Raw genomic sequence first — 17,686 nt, 5'->3', positions numbered from 1 at the left:
AGTTAGAGGACACCATTTTTCTGCGCTGCGCGGAGAGGTTGGTGTCCTATTTGCATTATTTTAGCTTAGAGAGGCGTTCGTATGTTTCTGCATCACAGATGACGAAAAGCTGCGCATCCTCGGGGATGAGCTGGTCTAACTTCTGATTAATATTCAGTTGATCGCGGTCCGAGATCAGTGTCGCCCCCTCAAGGAGCAGCTGCTCAAAAGCGTCGCGGTACGTGCGCCAAGAGCTTCTTTTGGCAAGCACTTGAAGGTTGCTGCTGGACTGCCGGGTCAAGAGCTGCGAAACAATCCGTGACGATCCCGGTGAGAAAGCCGAGCGAACGGCTAGCTGCGAAATGGTCTCGGAGCCAAGGATAAATTCATTCACGTTAACATGTTGGAAATTTTGCATGTTTTCGCTGTTCTTGATTTCGACGATGGAGTGGACGTTGCGGTAATTGCGCTCGATGGTTGTGGCGACTAGCAGTGTTTTGCCATCGACAAAGGAAGGGTCACGCAGCATAGCTTGGTCTTCTGTGATCTCATTGGCGAAGATGAAGACGGAGCGGGCTTTTTCCATATTCGCCATCTCCAAAGTTTCCATATGGGTAGGATTGCCTCTTATATAATGGACCCTATTATGTACGATCGGTGTTTTCTCATGGGTATCGATCAGTACGACCTCAGTTGATGTATCGGTGTTCAAAATCTCCTGGATCGCCAGCTCCGCATTTTTGCTCCAATCAATGATTACGAAATGCTGTTCGCCTTGATATCTCAATTTGCCCGCTTCCTTTCGCTGTCTGTATACGAATAATGAATCGACGACTTTGCTGATCGTGACGGAGATGAGCCCAATTCCGAAAATATACAGGAAGATGCCGAGGCACTTGCCGGCCACAGTTTTTGGCGCATAGTCGCCGTACCCCGTGGTGGTCACGGTTGTCATCACCCACCAAAGTCCGTTGAAGACACTGCCGAAGGTTTCCTTTTCCAACATATAAGCACTGATCGCAGATAAAAGGATGAAAAGAAAGGCCAGACTATAGATGAACTTGTTGTTCATGCGCAGCAGTTTAAGGAAGATCTTACTGAAATAGAACATGGGGCTCCTTTCCTGAAAAAGTAGATATTTGGTCCGTCCGCATGCTACAATAAAGAACAAATGTTCTAGAACGGAGAAGGACGAATGGCTGAATTGATCAACATTTCCGTACGCTCTCTGGTCGAATATGTGTTTCGCAGAGGGAGTATTGAGTCCGGCTTTCGGACAAGCACTGCGCTGGTTGAAGGCACGAAGGCACACCAAAAACTGCAGAAACAATATGGCGGATCGGATCAGCATGAAGTGTATGTTTCCGCTGAAATTGCTTGCAGGGAGCTCCTATTCGTAATTGACGGGCGGTGCGACGGTCTTCTTCAAGATGCGGACGGCGGTCCTGTGACGGTAGATGAGATCAAGTCTACTTCCTCGGACATCAGCGAGATCGAAGAAGATTCGTATCCCGTGCATTGGGCGCAAGCGATGTGCTATGCCTATATGGTAGCCAAAGATCGCGAGCTTCATCATATGCGGGTTCAACTTACGTATATGCAGGTGGAGACGGAAGATACGCGCCGATTTGTGAAGGAAGCTTCGTTCAGCGAGTTGGAGCAGTTCGTGCATGACGTGGTGGAGCAGTATTACCCCTACGCACAAGCAATTTATGAGCATGAGCAGCGAAGGAATCGCAGTATCAAGGAGCTGGCATTTCCATTTCCAGCCTATCGTGAAGGCCAGCGGAAACTGGCAGGAGCGGTGTACAAAACGATCAGCGAAGGGCGTAAGCTGTTTGCCAAAGCGCCGACCGGTATCGGGAAGACGATGTCGACCTTGTTTCCGTCGGTGAAAGCGATTGGCGAGGGGCTGCTGCAGCGGATTTTTTATTTGACGGCGAAGACTATCACCCGCACGGCGGCGGAGGAAGCATATGGCCTGCTTCAGGCACATGGTCTTCAGCTGCATGTCGTGACCATCACGGCGAAGGAGAAGGTGTGTCTGAAGGACGAAGTCCGCTGCACCAAGGAGCACTGTGAATTCGCCGATGGGTATTACGACCGCATTAACGGCGCTGTGCTCGATCTTCTTCAATCGGAGACGATTATGACGCGTACGGTCATTGAGTCGTATGCTCGGAAGCATCGGGTTTGTCCCTTTGAATTTTCCCTCGATGTCGCTTATGCCGCGGATGCGGTGATTTGCGATTACAATTACATATTTGACCCGCGCGTCAATTTAAAAAGGTTGTTCGAGGAGCAGAGGCGGCATACGACTTTGCTCGTGGATGAAGCGCACAATTTGATTGACCGTGCGCGGGAAATGTACAGCAGCACGCTCTCCAAATCCGGGTTTCTTGCGCTGCAGCGGGAGTTCAAAGGCGTTCGCGCGGATTTGCACGATGCGGCTAAGGCCATCAACCAATATTTCATTACGCTGCGCAAAAGAATCGGAGACCGCCAGATGCTGGTGGAGCCGGAACTGCCGGAGGAGCTCTTGGCGCTGCTGGACGGTTTCCTTGCAAGCGCTGAAAAGGAGCTGGCTGCAAGCGGAGGAAGCCCTGCGAGCCCGCTGCTCATGGAGACTTATTTCGCAGCCCACAATTTCGTCCGTATTGCCAAGCTGTACGATGAACGCTATATGACATTGTTCACGTCTGATCGTAACGAAGTCAGCGTGAAGCTTTTCTGCCTGGACCCTTCCCATCTGCTCCGGCAGATGGGGAGAGGCTATCGCTCGCATGTGTTCTTCTCGGCGACCCTTTCGCCGCTGTCCTTTTTCATGGACACGCTTGGAGCAGGCGAAGAGGATTACTCCGTGAGCGTACCTTCGCCTTTTGCCAAGGAACAGCTGGAGGTTTTCGTCCAGCCGCTGTCGACCCGGTATCAGGATCGCGAGCGAAGCCGGGAGGCGATTGCCCGTTCGATTTATCAAATGGTGACCCGCCGTTCGGGCAACTATTTCGTGTTTTTCCCCTCGTATGCGTATATGAGCAGTGTCTATGAGGCCTTTACGGATCTTGTAGATGAGCAGGGAGAGGATAGCCGGTTGCGTGTCCTGGTTCAGACGGTTCAGATGCCGGAAGAGGAGCGGGAGCAGTACTTGGCCGAATTCCAAGCGGGGCGTGATGGCACGCTGGTCGGCTTCGCTGTGATGGGCGGCATCTTCTCGGAGGGCATCGATTTGGTTGGCGAGCGGCTGACCGGCGTGGCGGTTGTTGGCGTTGGGCTGCCTCAGCTCGGACCTGAGCGCAATCTGATCAAGGCCTACCTCGAAGACACGGGCAAAAACGGCTACGAATACGCCTACGTCTTCCCCGGTATGAACAAAGTGCAGCAGGCCGGCGGCCGGCTCATCCGCTCCGAAACGGATCACGGCGTGCTGCTGCTGATTGACGACCGGTACCTGCAGCCGCTGTATCAGCGTTTGCTGCCGGAGGAGTGGCGCGATTATACGGTGCTGCGGTAGGTAACGGGAACTAGGGATCGCTATTTCGCTGGATCCGGCCGCTTGCCTATAAAAAAAGAGCTATCCTTAAGCAAAGACTCTGCTCAAGGATAGCTCCTTTTTATAGGGACATCCGGTAAATGTTCACGACATCCTCGCGTGTAAGCTTCTTGAAGTTGCCGAAATCGCCGTACACCATCGCTTTGTCCGCCATCAGCTCGATCGTGGAATCGTCGATGTCGTAATCCGCCAGGCGACTTGGCGCGCCGATGGAGTTAAGGAACCCGCGAAGCTCCGCGATACCTTCCTCTGCTACCTGGCGGTCCGTTTTGCCGGTGGTTGTAACGCCAAAGACGCGCTGCGCGAACTGCTTGTACCGCGCTACATTGGCATCCAGCGTGTAGGTCATCCAGTTCGGGAATAGAATGGCAAGGCCTCCGCCGTGCGGGATATCATGAACGGCTGACACCGCATGCTCGAGATTATGCGTCGCCCAGTCGCCGCGAACTCCCATGCTAAGCGTCCCGTTCAGCGCCATCGTGCCGCTGTACAGAATCGTTGCGCGGTTCTCCAGATCCGTGAGATCCTGCAGCAAGCGAGGCGCCGTATCGATCACAGTGCGAAGAATGGTTTCACAAAAGCCATCTTGAAGAAGTGTATTATCGACATGATGGAAATATTGTTCAAAAACGTGTGACATGATATCGACCATACCGTATACGGTTTGATTTTCAGGCAAGGAAGTTGTGTGAGCGGGATCCAGGATTGAAAATTTCGGGAAGGAGAAGGGGCTGCCCCAACCGAGCTTCTCTTTGGTCTCCCAATTCGTAATCACTGAGCCGGAGTTCATCTCCGAGCCCGTTGCGGCAATCGTCAGCACGGTGCCTAACGGCAGCGCCCCAGTTGCGGATGCTTTACGCGTAACGATATCCCAGAAGTTACCCTCATATTTGGCGCCGACGGCAATCGCTTTGGCACAGTCGATGACGCTACCTCCACCTACAGCGAGGATTAAGTCGATGTTCTGAGTGCGGCACATTTCCACACCGCGGTGGACGGTTGTAAGTCTTGGGTTAGGCTCAACACCGCTCAGTTCGAAAATTGAAGCATCGATGCTTTTCAGCAGGTGAACAACTTGGGTGTAAATGCCGTTCAGTTTAATGCTTCCGCCGCCGTATACGAGCAGCACGTTCTTACCGTATTTGGGTACCTCCGCAGTTAATTTCTCGAGTGTCCCCTGTCCGAAATGCAGCGTGGTTGGATTATAATAAGTAAATGTATTCATCGAATTACCTCCTCGAGATCATCTATATGTAGTCTTACCCCTATATTGTATAGAAAGAAACAGCAAAAAACAAAATTAGAAGGACGAAGGCGCAGAGCCGGTTCTAGCTTGTATCAACACCATAATAGGAGGAATCGCCATGGCGACATTAACACCTTATTTTTATAGCAGAAATGCAAGAGAGCAGTCGGACTTCTATGTAAAAGCGTTTGGCGGCGAGATCGTCAGCCTGCGTACGTTCGCAGATATGCCGGGGGCTGATGAGTCCATGAAAGATCGCGTGCTTCATTTGGAGCTTCAAGCGCTTGGCTTACGCTTTTTCATGGCGGATGCAGGTACAGAATCGGTAGATAGAGGCAAAGGGTTGGATTTAACATTGGAATTTAAAGGTGAAGAGGAGGCGAGACGTATTTTTGAAGCATTATCCCAGGGTGGTCAAGTGATCATGCCCTTTGAGCGCATGTTTTGGGGTACGATGTTCGGTCGACTTGAAGACCCGTTCGGTGTGATTTGGCAGATTTCTACGGAGGTATAAGGCTTGAGATGAGCCCCTCTACATCCACGGACCGATTCGTTCCTGTTTATATTCCGTTTAAAATACAGGTGTATGATTCATTTTGCAAAGAGATACTGGAAAGCAAAGAATCATTCAGATGACGGATGTATATTCGATCGGGTAAAGGAGTAGAGATACATGGCAGTTACAAGGAAAGAAGCGCCACAGAGCGCAAGCAATTGGCGGGGATTCGTCCGCTTGATCATGCAGGCGAATCCACCCAAGCTTCTTCTAGGCATAGCATTAGGATTAAGCATTATTTCAACATTGGCAGGACTTGTGATCCCGTTATTTACGAAAAATGTGGTCGACAGCTTTTCGCTCGACAACTTGAATTGGATGCAGATAACCGGCATGGCGATCGCTTTTGTCGGTTCGGCAATTGCTTCTGGCGTCTCGGTTTATTTATTGAATCACGCGGGTCAAAGCGTTGTGGCCGGCATTCGTGAGCGACTATGGAAAAAGCTTCTCGTGCTGCCGGTTCGTTATTACGATAACAACCAGACGGGGGATACGATTTCCCGGATGACCAATGATACCGCTGTGATTAAAGGGCTAATCGCCGAGCATATGTCAGGGTTCGTGACAGGTATTATTTCAATTATTGGTTCTATCGCGGTGCTCTTGTATATGGATTGGAAAATGACGCTCATCATGTTCAGCGTATTCCCGATAGCTTTCCTCATCCTTTTTCCACTGGGTCGGCAAATGTTCAAAATCTCCAAGGGCATGCAGGCTGAGACAGCAAGTTTCACTTCTGTGCTCAATCGTGTCCTATCCGAGATTCGCTTGGTGAAGGCAGCGAATGCCGAACCTGTAGAGTACCAAGAAGGCAGCTCAGGGATTCAAAGACTGTTTAAATTTGGACTTCGCGAGGGTAAGATTCAAGCCTTAATGGCTCCGCTTGTAACGTTTGTTATGCTGATGCTGTTTGTTGTTCTTTTCGGTTACGGCGGTATGCGAGTGGCTTCAGGCGCGATAACCGCAGGTCAATTGGTGGCGTTCATGCTCTATTTATTCCAAATTGTCATGCCGATTACGCAGATCACACAGTTTTTCAATCAGGCTCAAAAAGCGATGGGAGCAACGGATACCATCCTCAAAGTGCTGGATCATGAAGAAGAAAATCCGCATGCAGGTGTGCCCGTAGCGAATGCTTCACAGTCCATTCATTTCGATCAAGTGACCTATGGCTACAAAGAAGGGGAGTCTGTCCTTAAAAATGTCAGTTTCACGATGGAAGCCGGCAAAGTGACGGCCATCGTAGGGCCGAGCGGAAGCGGGAAGACGACGACGTTCTCCTTGCTCGAGAGATTCTATACGCCGCAGAAGGGCTCTGTTACCTTAGGGTCCGATCCGATTGATCATTTCTCGCTTATTTCCTGGCGCAGCCAGATCGGTTATGTTTCACAGGAGAGTCCGCTGATAGCAGGTACGATCCGGGATAATATCTGTTATGGCTTGCAGCGTGAGGTAACGCTGGAGGAGCTGAAGCGGGCTTCGCAGATGGCTTATGCGGATACATTTATTGAGGAGCTGCCGCAACAGTATGAAACGGAAGTCGGCGAGCGCGGCATTAAGCTGTCCGGCGGACAGCGGCAGCGGATTGCGATTGCGCGAGCTTTGCTGCGCGATCCGAAGATTTTGATGCTGGACGAAGCGACGTCCAGTTTGGACAGCAAGTCCGAGGTTGTGGTGCAGCAGGCGCTGCAGAACCTCATGCAGGGAAGGACGACGCTGGTCATCGCGCATCGCTTATCGACGGTGGTGGATGCCGACCAGATTATCTTCCTGGACAAAGGCGTGGTGACCGGCAGCGGAACGCATCAGGAACTGCTGGAGTCGCATGACATGTACCGCGAGTTTGCTACGCAGCAGCTTCAACTGCAAGAGCAGCTTTCCGCGGATTCGGGTTTCGTGTCTGAGGAGGCGCTGGCTCCCGTGGAGGCTCCTTCGCATCGGTAATTATACAGGGTAACTGCAGCGCAGGCTGCAAAGTAGGACTCCAAAAAGGACTGTTTCAAAAGCAGATTAATCTGCGATTGAGATAGTCCTTTTTGCAGATGAGAGCATGTTGCAGATAAGAGCATGGCAGCTCAGCGGAACTACAGAGCGCTATTCGAGCTAAATCTGCTGGATTCAGGTCTGAACGGAACCACAGGCTCATATTTGGGCCTAAACCTTACATTTCAATTGAAATTGGGGAAATAGAGGCCCGTAGTTCCCCTTCACCGAGGAAACTGGTTCATTCACACGGAATAGAGGACCGTAGTTCCCCCTCTTCGACTTTAAAGAAGCTCAAGGTTTTTTCTCATCAAAGCAGCAATATTCCGTTCATTCTCTCGATTGAGAGCTTCCAGCCTCTGAATGACCAGTTCTTGGCGCTGAACGGGATGATTTTGGCTTAATTTGGCCTTACCCTCCATGTCGGATATGTGGATTTTAAAGCCTTGAATGCCTTTGCTTAGACCGGATAAGTAGGTGGAGTCTACGGATTTTAAATCATAGGGGCTATCGGGCTCCTCATATTTTTCAATCAAGCTCTTCATGGAGGACATCACTTCATCCTCATCGTCGATGAGCTTGGCTTGCCCGTATACGTGAACAGCCACGTAATTCCATGTCGGAACGGAATCGCTGGTTTCGTACCAGGAGGGAGAGATATAGCTGTGCGGCCCTTGAAAGATGACCAGAACCTCCTGCTGCTGAAGATCTCTCCACTGCGGATTCGGACGAGCAACATGTCCATACAAGCATTTATTGGTGCGATCAAGCGTAAGCGGCAAGTGGGTTGCCATCGGGTGGCCGCCATGCTGCGAAACCAGGGTCGCAAAGCCATTTTGTTCGATAACCGTGTACAGGAGGTCGTCATCTTTTATTTTAAAATAGGAAGGGATGTACATGTTGCTTTTCACCTGCTTCTTTCAATTTAACGGTATTGTAACAAGGTAAATGTGTTAAATATAGTGCCAATTCCAATGGAAAATAGTGTGCCACTATACAAAAGGAGGAAGAGTGCTGTTGTCGAATAAATAAAGTAGCATTCAAATGATGATCTGGAGGGATACGCGTTAATGGATAAAGTGCGTTGGGGAATTATTGGTTGTGGAGATGTGACCGAAATTAAAAGCGGACCGGCCCTCCAAAAGGTGGCGGGTTCTGAACTTGTGGCCGTCATGCGGCGCAATGGCGCGTTGGCGGAAGATTACGCGAGAAGACACGGCGTTGCTAAATGGTATGATGACGCGAATGCGCTTATTCATGATCCGGATGTCAATGCCATATATGTCGCCACTCCGCCTGGTTTTCATCATGAATATACGTTGATGGCGGCTAAAGCAGGGAAGCCGGTTTATGTGGAAAAGCCCATGGCTAGGAATCACGGGGAGTGTCTGGAGATGATTGGCGCCTGTGAAGTGGCTGGGGTACCTCTTTTCGTTGCTTATTATCGCCGGGGTTTGCCGAAGTTTATTCAAATTAAAGAACTGCTGGATAGCGGTGTTCTGGGGGAAATCCGGTTCGTCCATACAACATATCTGCAAATGCTGAGAGAAGACCAGGGTCAGGATCTGCCGTGGCGGTTACAGCCTGAGCTTTCGGGAGGCGGACTTTTTGTCGATTTAGCCAGCCATACGCTGGATGTTTTGGACTATTTGCTGGGGCCGATTGGTGAGGTCAAAGGCTTTGCTCGCAATCAGAGCGGACAGCTGCAAGTCGAAGATATCGTGACAACGGCGTATGCGTTTGAGTCAGGCGTTATGGGGACGGGCATTTGGAGCTTTAACAGCTACAAGCGCAGTGATGTGAACGAGATTGTAGGAAGTCTCGGCAAAGTCATTTTTTCAACATTTGGCGGGGATCTTCGTTTGGAGACAGCGGACGGTCAAGTGCAGGAGTTCATGATTCCGAATCCGGCCCATGTGCAACAGCCTTTAATCGGGATGGTTGTGGATGAGCTTAGAGGCGTTGGGAAAAGCCCAAGTACAGGACGGACGGCTGCGCGGACAAATCGGGTTATGGATGAGCTGCTTTGCGACTTTTATCGCCAAAATCAGCAGTAATCTCGTCCATATATTAGCAGAATGGATAAAACGATTGACGGAAACACGCGAGCCAATTAAACTATGGTAAATTAGAATCACAGCTTGGATACCAAACAGCGCCTACATACTTTGGCGAGCAAAAGCGTTAAAGTGGTGAGCGGGGAATGGGTTCAAGTCAACCAAAAGGGAAAAAAGAGAGGGGTAATTAGGTTGAAAAAGAAAGCACTTGCATCACTTGTATTATCAGCAGCTCTTATGGTCGTAGCCGGTTGTGGTCAAAAAACAGAGACAACGCCTGCAGCAGGCGGCGCATCAACAGCTCCAGCAGCAACGGCAGCTGCGGCAAAAACGTACAAAATCGCGATTTCGCAAATCGTGGAACATCCATCTTTGGATGCAACTCGTCAGGGCTTTTTGGCAGCGCTTAAAGACGCTGGAATCGTAGAAGGCACGAACCTGAAGGTTGACTATAACAATGCGCAAGGGGATCAAACGAATAATTTATCCATCGCGCAAAAAATCGCTTCGGGAGACAACGACCTGGTGCTAGGTATCGCAACACCATCCGCTCAAGCGGTTGTACAGCAAGTGAAAAAAGCTCCAGTTCTTTTTGCTGCCGTTACGGATCCAGTGGCAGCTAAAATCGTAACAAATGTAGACAAACCAGGCGGTATGGTTTCCGGAGCATCGGACACGAACCCAATGGCGGTCGCACAATTGATGGATTTCGTTGCAGCTAACATGCCTAAAGTGAAAACAGTCGGTCTTGTTATCAACGAAGGTGAGCCGAACGCCGTGATTATGGCGAAAAATGCTGAGCAAGCTTTGGCGAAAAACAACATCAAACTTGTAAAAGCGCCTGTAACGAATACATCTGAAGTAAAACAAGCTGCTCAATCCCTTGTTGGACGCGCAGACGCATTCTTGATTACACTCGACAACACCGTTGTTAGCGGTGTAGACGGCATCATTCAAATTGCTAACGAAAAGCACATTCCGTTCTTCTCCAGTGACCGCGATACCGTGGAAAAAGGAGCATTTGCAACGGTTGGCTTCAAATACTACGATCATGGTTATCAAGTTGGACAAATGGCTGTTGATATTTTGAAAAATGGGAAGAAAACAGCGGACATGAAAGTAACTGTTCCTGATAAGCTCGATCTGATCTTGAACCTGAAAGCAGCTAAGGCGCAAGGCGTTGAAGTAACGGATGCTATGAAAAATGCTGTAAAAGACAAAGAGAAAAACATTATTCAGTAAGATTTTGGGATACAAAAGGGGTGGACGTCACTTTCGTTCATCTCTTTTTTTCTCCCGTCTACCTGAGGTTAGGCGTTGTTTATTTTAAACTAGGAGGTTGTTTCAACATGATGGATTCCATGAGCGGTGCTGTCGAGCTAGGTCTTCTCTATGCCCTGATGGCGCTTGGTGTCTACATCACTTTTCGCATTCTCGATTTCCCTGATTTGACGGTGGACGGGAGTTTCACGACTGGCGGCGCAATTGCAGCCATTATGATTTCACACGGATATTCTCCGCTGCTCGCTTGTTTGGCTGCTTTTGCAGGTGGACTGGCTGCCGGGGCTTGTACGGGATTGCTTCATACAAAGGGGAAAATTAACGGGCTTTTGTCCGGTATCTTGATGATGATTGCCTTGTATTCGATTAATATGCGGATTATGGGCAAACCGAACATTTCACTGCTTGGTGCAGATACCATGTTCACGTCCATCTCTCCGATTGCGGTGGGATTCATTGTTGTAATTCTGTTTAAATTGCTGATGGACGGGTTTCTGCATACCGATTTGGGACTGTCTCTGCGTGCAACGGGCGATAATGCCCGCATGATTCGCAGTTTCGGGGCAAATACAGACAATACCACAATTCTTGGTGTCAGCTTATCTAATGGATTAGTAGCACTTTCCGGTGCGATGATTGCTCAGCAATCTGGATTCGCCGATATTTCGATGGGCATCGGGATGATTGTTATTGGTTTGGCTTCGGTCATTATCGGGGAAGCGATCTTTGGTTCCCAGAGCGTGTTCCGAGCGACACTTGCCGCTGTTCTTGGCTCCATTGTGTACCGTATCGTGGTTGCTTTGGCTCTGCGCGTGGAGTGGCTCAATGCTTCTGATTTAAAATTAATCACTGCGATTATCGTTATTATCGCACTCGTCCTGCCATCCGTGCAGCGGTCTATCCGGCAAAAAGCAACCGCCAAACGGCGCTCCGCTGAGCTCATCGCCCGCGCCGTGCAAATGAATAAGGGAGGTGGACGCTGATGCTGAAGCTTTCGAATGTTTCCAAGTTATTTAACCCTGGTTCAGCTGATGAGAAAATCGCGCTGATCGGCATTAATTTAACCCTGAAGCCCGGCGACTTCGTCACGGTCATCGGCAGTAACGGTGCCGGAAAATCGACACTGATGAACATCATCTCCGGTGTGATGACGCCGGATGCCGGCGAGGTGGCGATCAGTGGCGAGACGATCCACCACCTGCCCGAGTACGAGCGCAGCCGCTGGATCGGCCGCGTCTTTCAAGATCCCATGGCGGGGACCGCTCCTCGAATGACCATCGAGGAGAATCTCGCCATGGCGTATACCCGCGGCAAGAAGCGCGGGCTTAGCTTCGGCACCAACGCGCGTAGACGCGCGTTGTTCCTGGAACAACTGCAGCGCCTCGGCATCGGCTTGGAGAATCGCTTGCGCGCGAAGGTGGGTCTGCTCTCCGGCGGAGAGCGCCAAGCCCTCAGCTTGCTGATGGCGACCTTCACCCAGCCGCAGATTCTGCTGCTGGACGAGCATACCGCCGCGCTCGACCCTGCGCGGGCGGAGCTGATCACACGATTGACCGAGGAAATCGTGCGCGAAATGAAGCTGACCACGCTGATGGTCACGCACAACATGGAGCAGGCGATTCGTCTAGGTAACCGCCTGATCATGATGGACAAGGGCCGCATCATCCTCGATGTGAGTGAGGAACGGAAAAAGGACCTCACCGTGGAGCAGCTGCTCGGTGAGTTCGAAAACATCAGCGGCAGCAAGCTGTCGGATGACCGCGTGGTGCTGGGTTAATAGAAAGCCTTCAGTTTAAGGAGTTTTCCTTGGCTGAGGGCTTTTTTTGCGTTTGGGTAGAGTGGCTGAAAATGCGCGCTTTACCACCGAGGCAGAACTAGCTACTCCAAGTAACAAAGATGCAGCAGATGTGCTTATTAGAGAGAAGTGTGCGAGAAGAGGGGGTTATACAAATTAAAATGAATCGGAGCTGATCCATCCATATGGGCTCAGCTTCATAAGTGCAGGCTGCTCGTTCTAGCCAATGTTCAAATGAGTGCCATCCCTTGATTGCACTTTATGCAGTCAAATGCGCCTAATAATGCTGCTAAAGCATGCTATATTGCATTTAATACAACCATTTGCTTCATAAAGATGGATATACAGCGCTTTTTGGGGAAATTGTTGTATCTTATACATTGAAGAGTGGCTTAAGTGCATAAAAGTCACTAAATCGTTGTATAAAATACAACGTAGCCCCACATCCAAGAGCCAACAAAGCCGAAAAAGCTCCCTCACGACAGAAAAGTCCCCGCCTCACTGTGCAACACACAGCAAAGGCGGGGACTTTTCATCAATCATTTAACTGCTTTAGGGCTAATCACCGCAGCAATCGCAGCAGGAGATTCTTTCTCGATCGGACGTTTGCCGACGAACAAACTGAGCGGCAGCGCAACTAACACGATGAACGTAGCCAGAAGATACACATCGTTCACGCTCATAGTAAAGGACTGCATGCCGATAACAGCTTTGTCCGTGATTCCGCTGGTTGCAAGTTCTTGGGAATGAGTCGCGGTTTGGGACGCTAGAACAGAAGTGAAAAGCGCGATAGCGAAAGAACCGAAAACGTTACGCACCCAGTTGCTCATGGATGTTGCATGACCGGACAATGTGCGCGGAATTTGCTCCATACCGGCGTTGCTCGCTGGCATTGTTGCAAAAGCGATCCCGACGTTACGTACGATCATCCAAAATAAGATATAGCCGCGGGATACATCGACACTCAACCAGCTAAGTGTTAATGTGCCTACCGCAATCAAAGAAATTCCGACAAACAGAAGAATACGCGGGCCTAAAATGCTATATAGTTTCCCTACAATCGGCATACAGAGCGCCATGGCTAGGGAAGCTGGCAGTAGGATTAAGCCAGTATCGAGTGGCGTTACATGCTGAATATTTTGCAGGAAAATAGGTGTCAGGAAAGTTCCCGAGTATAAGCTGATGGTAACAATACTAGAAATGATAAGTGTCAAAGAGTAGCGCGCATTAGCCAAGACGCGAACATTCAGCAAAGGAGAATCGGCTTTCAGCTCCCTCCAGATGAAGAGGCCAAGCATAAGGATACCTCCTGCGAACAACCCGATGACGCGACCCGAAGTCCATCCCCAAGCATGGCCTTGTGAGAATGCAACGAGCAAAGAGAGACTTCCAAGGACGACGGTGATTAAACCGATCGCATCGAACCTTTTTGGCACAGAAAGACGGTAGAAGGGAATTAGTTTGATAACGAGAAAAATAGCAATAAGTCCAACAGGTACATTAAGAAGGAATAACCAGTGCCAGCTCCAATTCTGCAGAAGCCAGCCGCTCAATGTCGGCCCGATGGCAGGAGCCATCATAGCGGATAACGACCATAGGGAAATTGCAATAGGCTGCTTGTCTCGAGGAATGACCTGATACACGATTGTCATTGTCGCCGGCATAATGAGACCGCTGAATGCCCCTTGGATAATACGGAAAGCAATGAGGGAAGAAGCATCCCAGGCAATTGCACATAGTAATGAAAAGACAGTAAAGCCCACAAGAGCCAAAGCATACAGCCGCTTATAACTGAATCGCTCACCTAAGTAACCGGTAATAGGAGCAATTGTACCACTCGCCAGCATAAATCCGGTGATGGTCCATTGGATTTTACTCAAATCAGCATTGAAATGTTCACTCAAAATCGGTATAGCAATGTTGATTGTACTCATACTTAAGATCGAAACGAATGATCCGAAGAAGATGGCAATCATAATCGGCCAGAAACGAACTTGCTGTAAATCATCCTTACTCACTTGATACCTCCACTCTCCATTGATCTTACTCGCCGGATTCTCTATAATTTGAATGAAAATCATCATACTACCAAAGTAGACATATGTCAATTATGACATAACAAGGAGTTCCTATGAATACCCTTTCCTATGGATTGCTCAGCCTGCTATCTAAAGATTCTCGAACGGGCTATGAGCTTATGCAGCATATTCAGCCTTTTTGGCCGGCAAAGCATAGTCAAATATACCCTCTCCTTGCTCAACTGGAGCAGAAGGGGTATGTTGAATTTGTACACGTTGTACAGTCAGATAAGCCGGATAAAAAAGTTTATTCATTAACAGAAGCCGGATTAAAAGCACTTCAGGAATGGATCGGGCTGCCTACAGACCCGCCGGTAACTCGTGATGAATTTGCGCTGAAAATATACTGCATTGGCCTTGTGAACAAAGAAGAAGCCCTGAAGATGTTGGTTGAGCGCGCGAGCTATTATAAAGGGAAGAAAGAGCGGTTTATGGAGTCCTTCGAGAAGGTTAAAGGACAAAGTGAGAAACCGCTTGAGGAATTAGAGTTTCATGACCCTATGTTCGCTAATTATGTTCTGGTAAAAAAAGCTATGCTCAAAGTAGATGCAGACCTGCATTGGTGCGAGTGGATGAGATCGAAGCTGAAATCATGAATGGGTGGCTGCGTCCTTAGTGGCCAAGCTCTTGAATGACGGTTTGAATCTTCTGAAGGCGGATATATTCCGATTTTTCCAGTTGGGGGCGGAAATAGGCGTATAAATACGCCGCGTCATGGAAGTCCAGGCCGGGGTAACACACGACTTCTTGGACCAAGTTCGGGTTATCCATGATGACCTGCCATTCTCCCGTGCGTTCCGGCGGTGAAATGGTCGTCAGGACGTGTTTCTTTGCTGCTATAGTAGCCTCAAGCTCGGCCCAAATGCGTTCCCACGACGGGCTGAATTGCACCGGCTCAGGAAAGAGGCGGCCAGCTTTGGCGAGTGCTTGCTCCAGGCCAGGGATGTCCGCATCTGCGGCTGCTTTAATAGCTTCGGTTAAGCCGTCCAGCAGGCGGCGAAAGCCGGCATAACCCTCGGCACATACCTCTTGCTGATAAGCAACTTCGGCTTCAGCGCTTTGAAGCATGGAAAACTCGGTATACGTATTCGTTATCATACGGTGAGGTCCCCCCAAAAACATACTTTCTCCAAAATGTATCACAATTTTTTTACCAAAAAAAGCCCTTACATAGGAATGGACCCTCCGTTGGTTTAAATTCAGTTTATAAAAGTGCTTTATGCTAAAATAAGTGAAAATTAGACCTAACATGAAGCGAGGTTTGATATAAAATGGCTCCAATCCTGATCGTAGATGATGATCCTTATATTCGTGAGCTGGTTCGCGTTTTTATGCTGAACGAAGGCTTCGAGGTGGTTGAAGCTTCGGATGGCGCGGAAGCGCTCAAGCTGCTGGAAACCGTCCAAGTCGACATGGTCATTATGGATATCATGATGCCGAATATGGACGGATGGGAATTATGCAAAGAACTGCGGGAGCACTATGATATCCCACTGCTCATGCTCACCGCCAAAGGCGAGACTTCGCAGAAGGTCAAAGGTTTTGAGCTGGGCACCGACGACTATCTCGTTAAGCCCTTCGAGCCTGTCGAGCTAGCGATGCGGGTCAAAGCACTGCTGAAGCGTTATAAAATTGCTGCATCCCAAACGGTTCAGGTCGGCGACCTCAGCATGAACAAAAAAACCTACGAGGTAACCGTCGGCTCCGAGAGCTTGACACTGCCGCTCAAAGAATTTGAGCTGCTTTATAAGCTGGCGAGTTACCCGGGAAAAACATTTTCGCGCGACCAGTTGATCGAGCAAATCTGGGGTTTCGATTATGAAGGCAACGAACGAACCATCGATGTGCATATCAATCGGCTTCGCGAGCGGTTCCCGGAAGAACGGCACGCTTTTCGCATTGCGACGATTCGGGGGCTAGGCTACCGGATGGAGGTCCTGCAATGATGAACAAGAAAGTGCGGAGAAAGGATCCTAGAAGTCGCGGACAGCGTGTACGCGGTACTTTGTTCGCCGTAGGTTTTTTTCTGCTCATCATTCTTTACTGGCTGGCTGCCTTTTACGGTACAGAGTGGATTTACACCTATATCGATAAGCGCCCAAGCGAAGTCATCGTTCAGCTTATTAACTGTATCAGCGGCATGTTTCTCTGGGGCGTCACCATGACTTGCTTGGGCAGGTTCTTTCGCAGCGAGCAGATGAAATTTTTTAAAACTATGATTGCAGCGATCCAAAGTATGTCCAGAGGCGACTTCAATGTGTCTGTTGATAATAATCCGCACAATGGCCCCTTTGTAGAGCTGGTTGATTCCATTAACAACATGGCGGTAGAGCTGGGCCAATTGGAGAAAATGAGGCAGGAATTCATCTCTAACGTGTCGCATGAAATTCAATCGCCTCTCACTTCGATCAGCGGTTTCTCAAGGGCGCTCCAGAACGAGAGCATCACGCCAGAGGAACGCAAGCATTATTTGGAAATTATTGAAGCCGAAAGCACACGCCTTTCCAAGCTAAGTGATAACTTGCTCAAATTATCGTCATTAGAGTCACAGCATCACCCTTTTGAACCGAAAAGTTACCGGCTGGATAAGCAGATCCGCAATCATATTCTTGCCTGTGAACCGCAGTGGATAGAGAAAAATATCGAAATGGATATTGATCTGGAACCCGTTACGCTATTGGCCGATGAAGATTTATTGAGCCAGGTGTGGACGAATTTAATTCATAATGCGGTCAAATTCACGCCTGTTGGCGGCACCATAGGGGTCCATGTTGAAAGCACCCGAAAAGAAGTTATTATTCGAATCTCCAATAATGGAGCTAATATTGCTGAGGAAGACTTGCCTCATATCTTTGAGCGTTTCTACAAAGCGGATAAATCGAGAAATCGAACCTCAGGAGGCAACGGACTAGGACTATCGATTGTAAAAAAGATCATTGATATGCATGCAGGTACGATATCCGTAGAAAGTAAACCGGAGAAAAAGACGACGTTTATCGTTCGGTTCTCGTTGCAAGAATCTTAGAAGGAGCACAAATAGAGACCTCCGCTTATCACTGATAACCGGAGGTCTCTAAGTTTCACACATCGTATTCAATTGTCCCTACGCACACTCCAATCAAACCAACTTCCGTTGAAATTACGACTATAAAAGGATCCTT

The 17,686-nt window shown here is 49.2% G+C and carries 15 protein-coding genes; 10 read left to right on the top strand and 5 right to left on the bottom strand.

The window, feature by feature from the left end; translation table 11 throughout:
- Window positions 1–55: 55 nt before the first annotated feature.
- The gene (locus AC3WTJ_RS32180; RefSeq protein WP_492525176.1) at window positions 56–1,090 is read right to left on the bottom strand and encodes an ion channel; all 1,035 of its coding nucleotides are present in this window, start codon (window positions 1,088–1,090) and stop codon (window positions 56–58) included.
- Window positions 1,091–1,174: 84 nt separating this feature from the next.
- Here AC3WTJ_RS32180 and AC3WTJ_RS32175 point away from each other — a divergent pair, with 84 nt between their 5' ends.
- On the top strand, window positions 1,175–3,490 hold the full coding sequence (locus AC3WTJ_RS32175; RefSeq protein WP_492525174.1) for an ATP-dependent DNA helicase: 2,316 nt from the start codon (window positions 1,175–1,177) through the stop codon (window positions 3,488–3,490).
- A 100-nt stretch (window positions 3,491–3,590) separates the two neighbouring features.
- Here AC3WTJ_RS32175 and AC3WTJ_RS32170 read toward each other — a convergent pair whose 3' ends face one another.
- Window positions 3,591–4,754 carry an iron-containing alcohol dehydrogenase gene (locus AC3WTJ_RS32170; protein ID WP_127453844.1) on the bottom strand — a complete coding sequence of 388 codons (1,164 nt, stop codon included), beginning with the start codon at window positions 4,752–4,754 and terminating at the stop codon, window positions 3,591–3,593.
- A gap of 139 nt (window positions 4,755–4,893) precedes the next feature.
- On the opposite strand from AC3WTJ_RS32170, the gene AC3WTJ_RS32165 reads away from it, so the two are divergent.
- Together AC3WTJ_RS32165 and AC3WTJ_RS32160 are read left to right on the top strand one after the other, a co-directional pair.
- Window positions 4,894–5,289, top strand: a complete 396-nt coding sequence (locus AC3WTJ_RS32165; protein ID WP_492525172.1) for a VOC family protein — start codon at window positions 4,894–4,896, stop codon at window positions 5,287–5,289.
- Between the two features lie 159 nt (window positions 5,290–5,448).
- Entirely contained in the window at window positions 5,449–7,275 is a 1,827-nt protein-coding gene (locus AC3WTJ_RS32160; protein WP_492525170.1) for an ABC transporter ATP-binding protein, read from the top strand.
- A 323-nt stretch (window positions 7,276–7,598) separates the two neighbouring features.
- Here AC3WTJ_RS32160 and AC3WTJ_RS32155 read toward each other — a convergent pair whose 3' ends face one another.
- Window positions 7,599–8,213, bottom strand: coding sequence for an FMN-binding negative transcriptional regulator (locus tag AC3WTJ_RS32155; RefSeq protein ID WP_492525168.1), 615 nt, complete (start codon window positions 8,211–8,213; stop codon window positions 7,599–7,601).
- A gap of 171 nt (window positions 8,214–8,384) precedes the next feature.
- Between AC3WTJ_RS32155 and AC3WTJ_RS32150 the strand changes: the two genes are divergently transcribed.
- From AC3WTJ_RS32150 to AC3WTJ_RS32135, 4 genes are all read left to right on the top strand, one after another.
- Complete coding sequence (locus AC3WTJ_RS32150; protein ID WP_492525166.1) at window positions 8,385–9,371, top strand: Gfo/Idh/MocA family protein; 987 nt, start codon at window positions 8,385–8,387, stop codon at window positions 9,369–9,371.
- Window positions 9,372–9,563: 192 nt separating this feature from the next.
- On the top strand, window positions 9,564–10,613 hold the full coding sequence (locus AC3WTJ_RS32145; RefSeq protein WP_492525164.1) for an ABC transporter substrate-binding protein: 1,050 nt from the start codon (window positions 9,564–9,566) through the stop codon (window positions 10,611–10,613).
- 107 nt (window positions 10,614–10,720) lie between these two features.
- The gene (locus tag AC3WTJ_RS32140; RefSeq protein ID WP_492525162.1) at window positions 10,721–11,635 is read left to right on the top strand and encodes an ABC transporter permease; all 915 of its coding nucleotides are present in this window, start codon (window positions 10,721–10,723) and stop codon (window positions 11,633–11,635) included.
- Window positions 11,635–12,429, top strand: coding sequence for an ABC transporter ATP-binding protein (locus AC3WTJ_RS32135; protein WP_127453829.1), 795 nt, complete (start codon window positions 11,635–11,637; stop codon window positions 12,427–12,429). Before AC3WTJ_RS32140 ends, AC3WTJ_RS32135 begins: the two co-directional genes overlap by 1 nt.
- Before the next feature lie 557 nt (window positions 12,430–12,986).
- Here AC3WTJ_RS32135 and AC3WTJ_RS32130 read toward each other — a convergent pair.
- Window positions 12,987–14,423, bottom strand: coding sequence for a DHA2 family efflux MFS transporter permease subunit (locus AC3WTJ_RS32130; RefSeq protein ID WP_492525428.1), 1,437 nt, complete (start codon window positions 14,421–14,423; stop codon window positions 12,987–12,989).
- A gap of 155 nt (window positions 14,424–14,578) precedes the next feature.
- Between AC3WTJ_RS32130 and AC3WTJ_RS32125 the strand changes: the two genes are divergently transcribed.
- A complete protein-coding gene (locus AC3WTJ_RS32125) occupies window positions 14,579–15,121 on the top strand; it encodes a PadR family transcriptional regulator (protein ID WP_157318362.1) in 543 nt (180 codons plus the stop codon).
- Between the two features lie 16 nt (window positions 15,122–15,137).
- Here the strand turns inward: AC3WTJ_RS32125 and AC3WTJ_RS32120 are convergent, their stop codons facing one another.
- Entirely contained in the window at window positions 15,138–15,623 is a 486-nt protein-coding gene (locus AC3WTJ_RS32120) for a hypothetical protein (protein ID WP_492525159.1), read from the bottom strand.
- 173 nt (window positions 15,624–15,796) lie between these two features.
- Between AC3WTJ_RS32120 and AC3WTJ_RS32115 the strand changes: the two genes are divergently transcribed.
- Both AC3WTJ_RS32115 and AC3WTJ_RS32110 read left to right on the top strand, forming a co-directional pair.
- Window positions 15,797–16,471 carry a response regulator transcription factor gene (locus AC3WTJ_RS32115; RefSeq protein ID WP_492525157.1) on the top strand — a complete coding sequence of 225 codons (675 nt, stop codon included), beginning with the start codon at window positions 15,797–15,799 and terminating at the stop codon, window positions 16,469–16,471.
- On the top strand, window positions 16,468–17,550 hold the full coding sequence (locus AC3WTJ_RS32110; protein WP_492525155.1) for a sensor histidine kinase: 1,083 nt from the start codon (window positions 16,468–16,470) through the stop codon (window positions 17,548–17,550). The genes AC3WTJ_RS32115 and AC3WTJ_RS32110 overlap by 4 nt, the downstream gene beginning before the upstream one ends.
- The last annotated feature ends 136 nt before the right edge of the window (window positions 17,551–17,686 follow it).

The sequence above is a fragment of the Paenibacillus sp. FW101-FHT12H11 genome (assembly GCF_058790355.1).
Note: the sequence above shows the minus strand (reverse complement) of the source record. Positions and strands in the feature narration are given on the sequence as shown.

Excerpts from the sequence above, each read along its gene's own strand:
- AC3WTJ_RS32180 (WP_492525176.1), bottom strand. The coding sequence starts at position 1,090 with ATGTTCTATTTCAGTAAGATCTTCCTTAAACTGCTGCGCATGAACAAC.
- AC3WTJ_RS32120 (WP_492525159.1), bottom strand. The coding sequence starts at position 15,623 with ATGATAACGAATACGTATACCGAGTTTTCCATGCTTCAAAGCGCTGAA.
- AC3WTJ_RS32165 (WP_492525172.1), top strand. The coding sequence starts at position 4,894 with ATGGCGACATTAACACCTTATTTTTATAGCAGAAATGCAAGAGAGCAG.
- AC3WTJ_RS32130 (WP_492525428.1), bottom strand. The coding sequence starts at position 14,423 with ATGATTGCCATCTTCTTCGGATCATTCGTTTCGATCTTAAGTATGAGT.
- AC3WTJ_RS32110 (WP_492525155.1), top strand. The coding sequence starts at position 16,468 with ATGATGAACAAGAAAGTGCGGAGAAAGGATCCTAGAAGTCGCGGACAG.
- AC3WTJ_RS32170 (WP_127453844.1), bottom strand. The coding sequence starts at position 4,754 with ATGAATACATTTACTTATTATAATCCAACCACGCTGCATTTCGGACAG.
- AC3WTJ_RS32155 (WP_492525168.1), bottom strand. The coding sequence starts at position 8,213 with ATGTACATCCCTTCCTATTTTAAAATAAAAGATGACGACCTCCTGTAC.
- AC3WTJ_RS32135 (WP_127453829.1), top strand. The coding sequence starts at position 11,635 with ATGCTGAAGCTTTCGAATGTTTCCAAGTTATTTAACCCTGGTTCAGCT.
- AC3WTJ_RS32140 (WP_492525162.1), top strand. The coding sequence starts at position 10,721 with ATGATGGATTCCATGAGCGGTGCTGTCGAGCTAGGTCTTCTCTATGCC.
- AC3WTJ_RS32175 (WP_492525174.1), top strand. The coding sequence starts at position 1,175 with ATGGCTGAATTGATCAACATTTCCGTACGCTCTCTGGTCGAATATGTG.
- AC3WTJ_RS32125 (WP_157318362.1), top strand. The coding sequence starts at position 14,579 with ATGAATACCCTTTCCTATGGATTGCTCAGCCTGCTATCTAAAGATTCT.
- AC3WTJ_RS32115 (WP_492525157.1), top strand. The coding sequence starts at position 15,797 with ATGGCTCCAATCCTGATCGTAGATGATGATCCTTATATTCGTGAGCTG.
- AC3WTJ_RS32150 (WP_492525166.1), top strand. The coding sequence starts at position 8,385 with ATGGATAAAGTGCGTTGGGGAATTATTGGTTGTGGAGATGTGACCGAA.
- AC3WTJ_RS32160 (WP_492525170.1), top strand. The coding sequence starts at position 5,449 with ATGGCAGTTACAAGGAAAGAAGCGCCACAGAGCGCAAGCAATTGGCGG.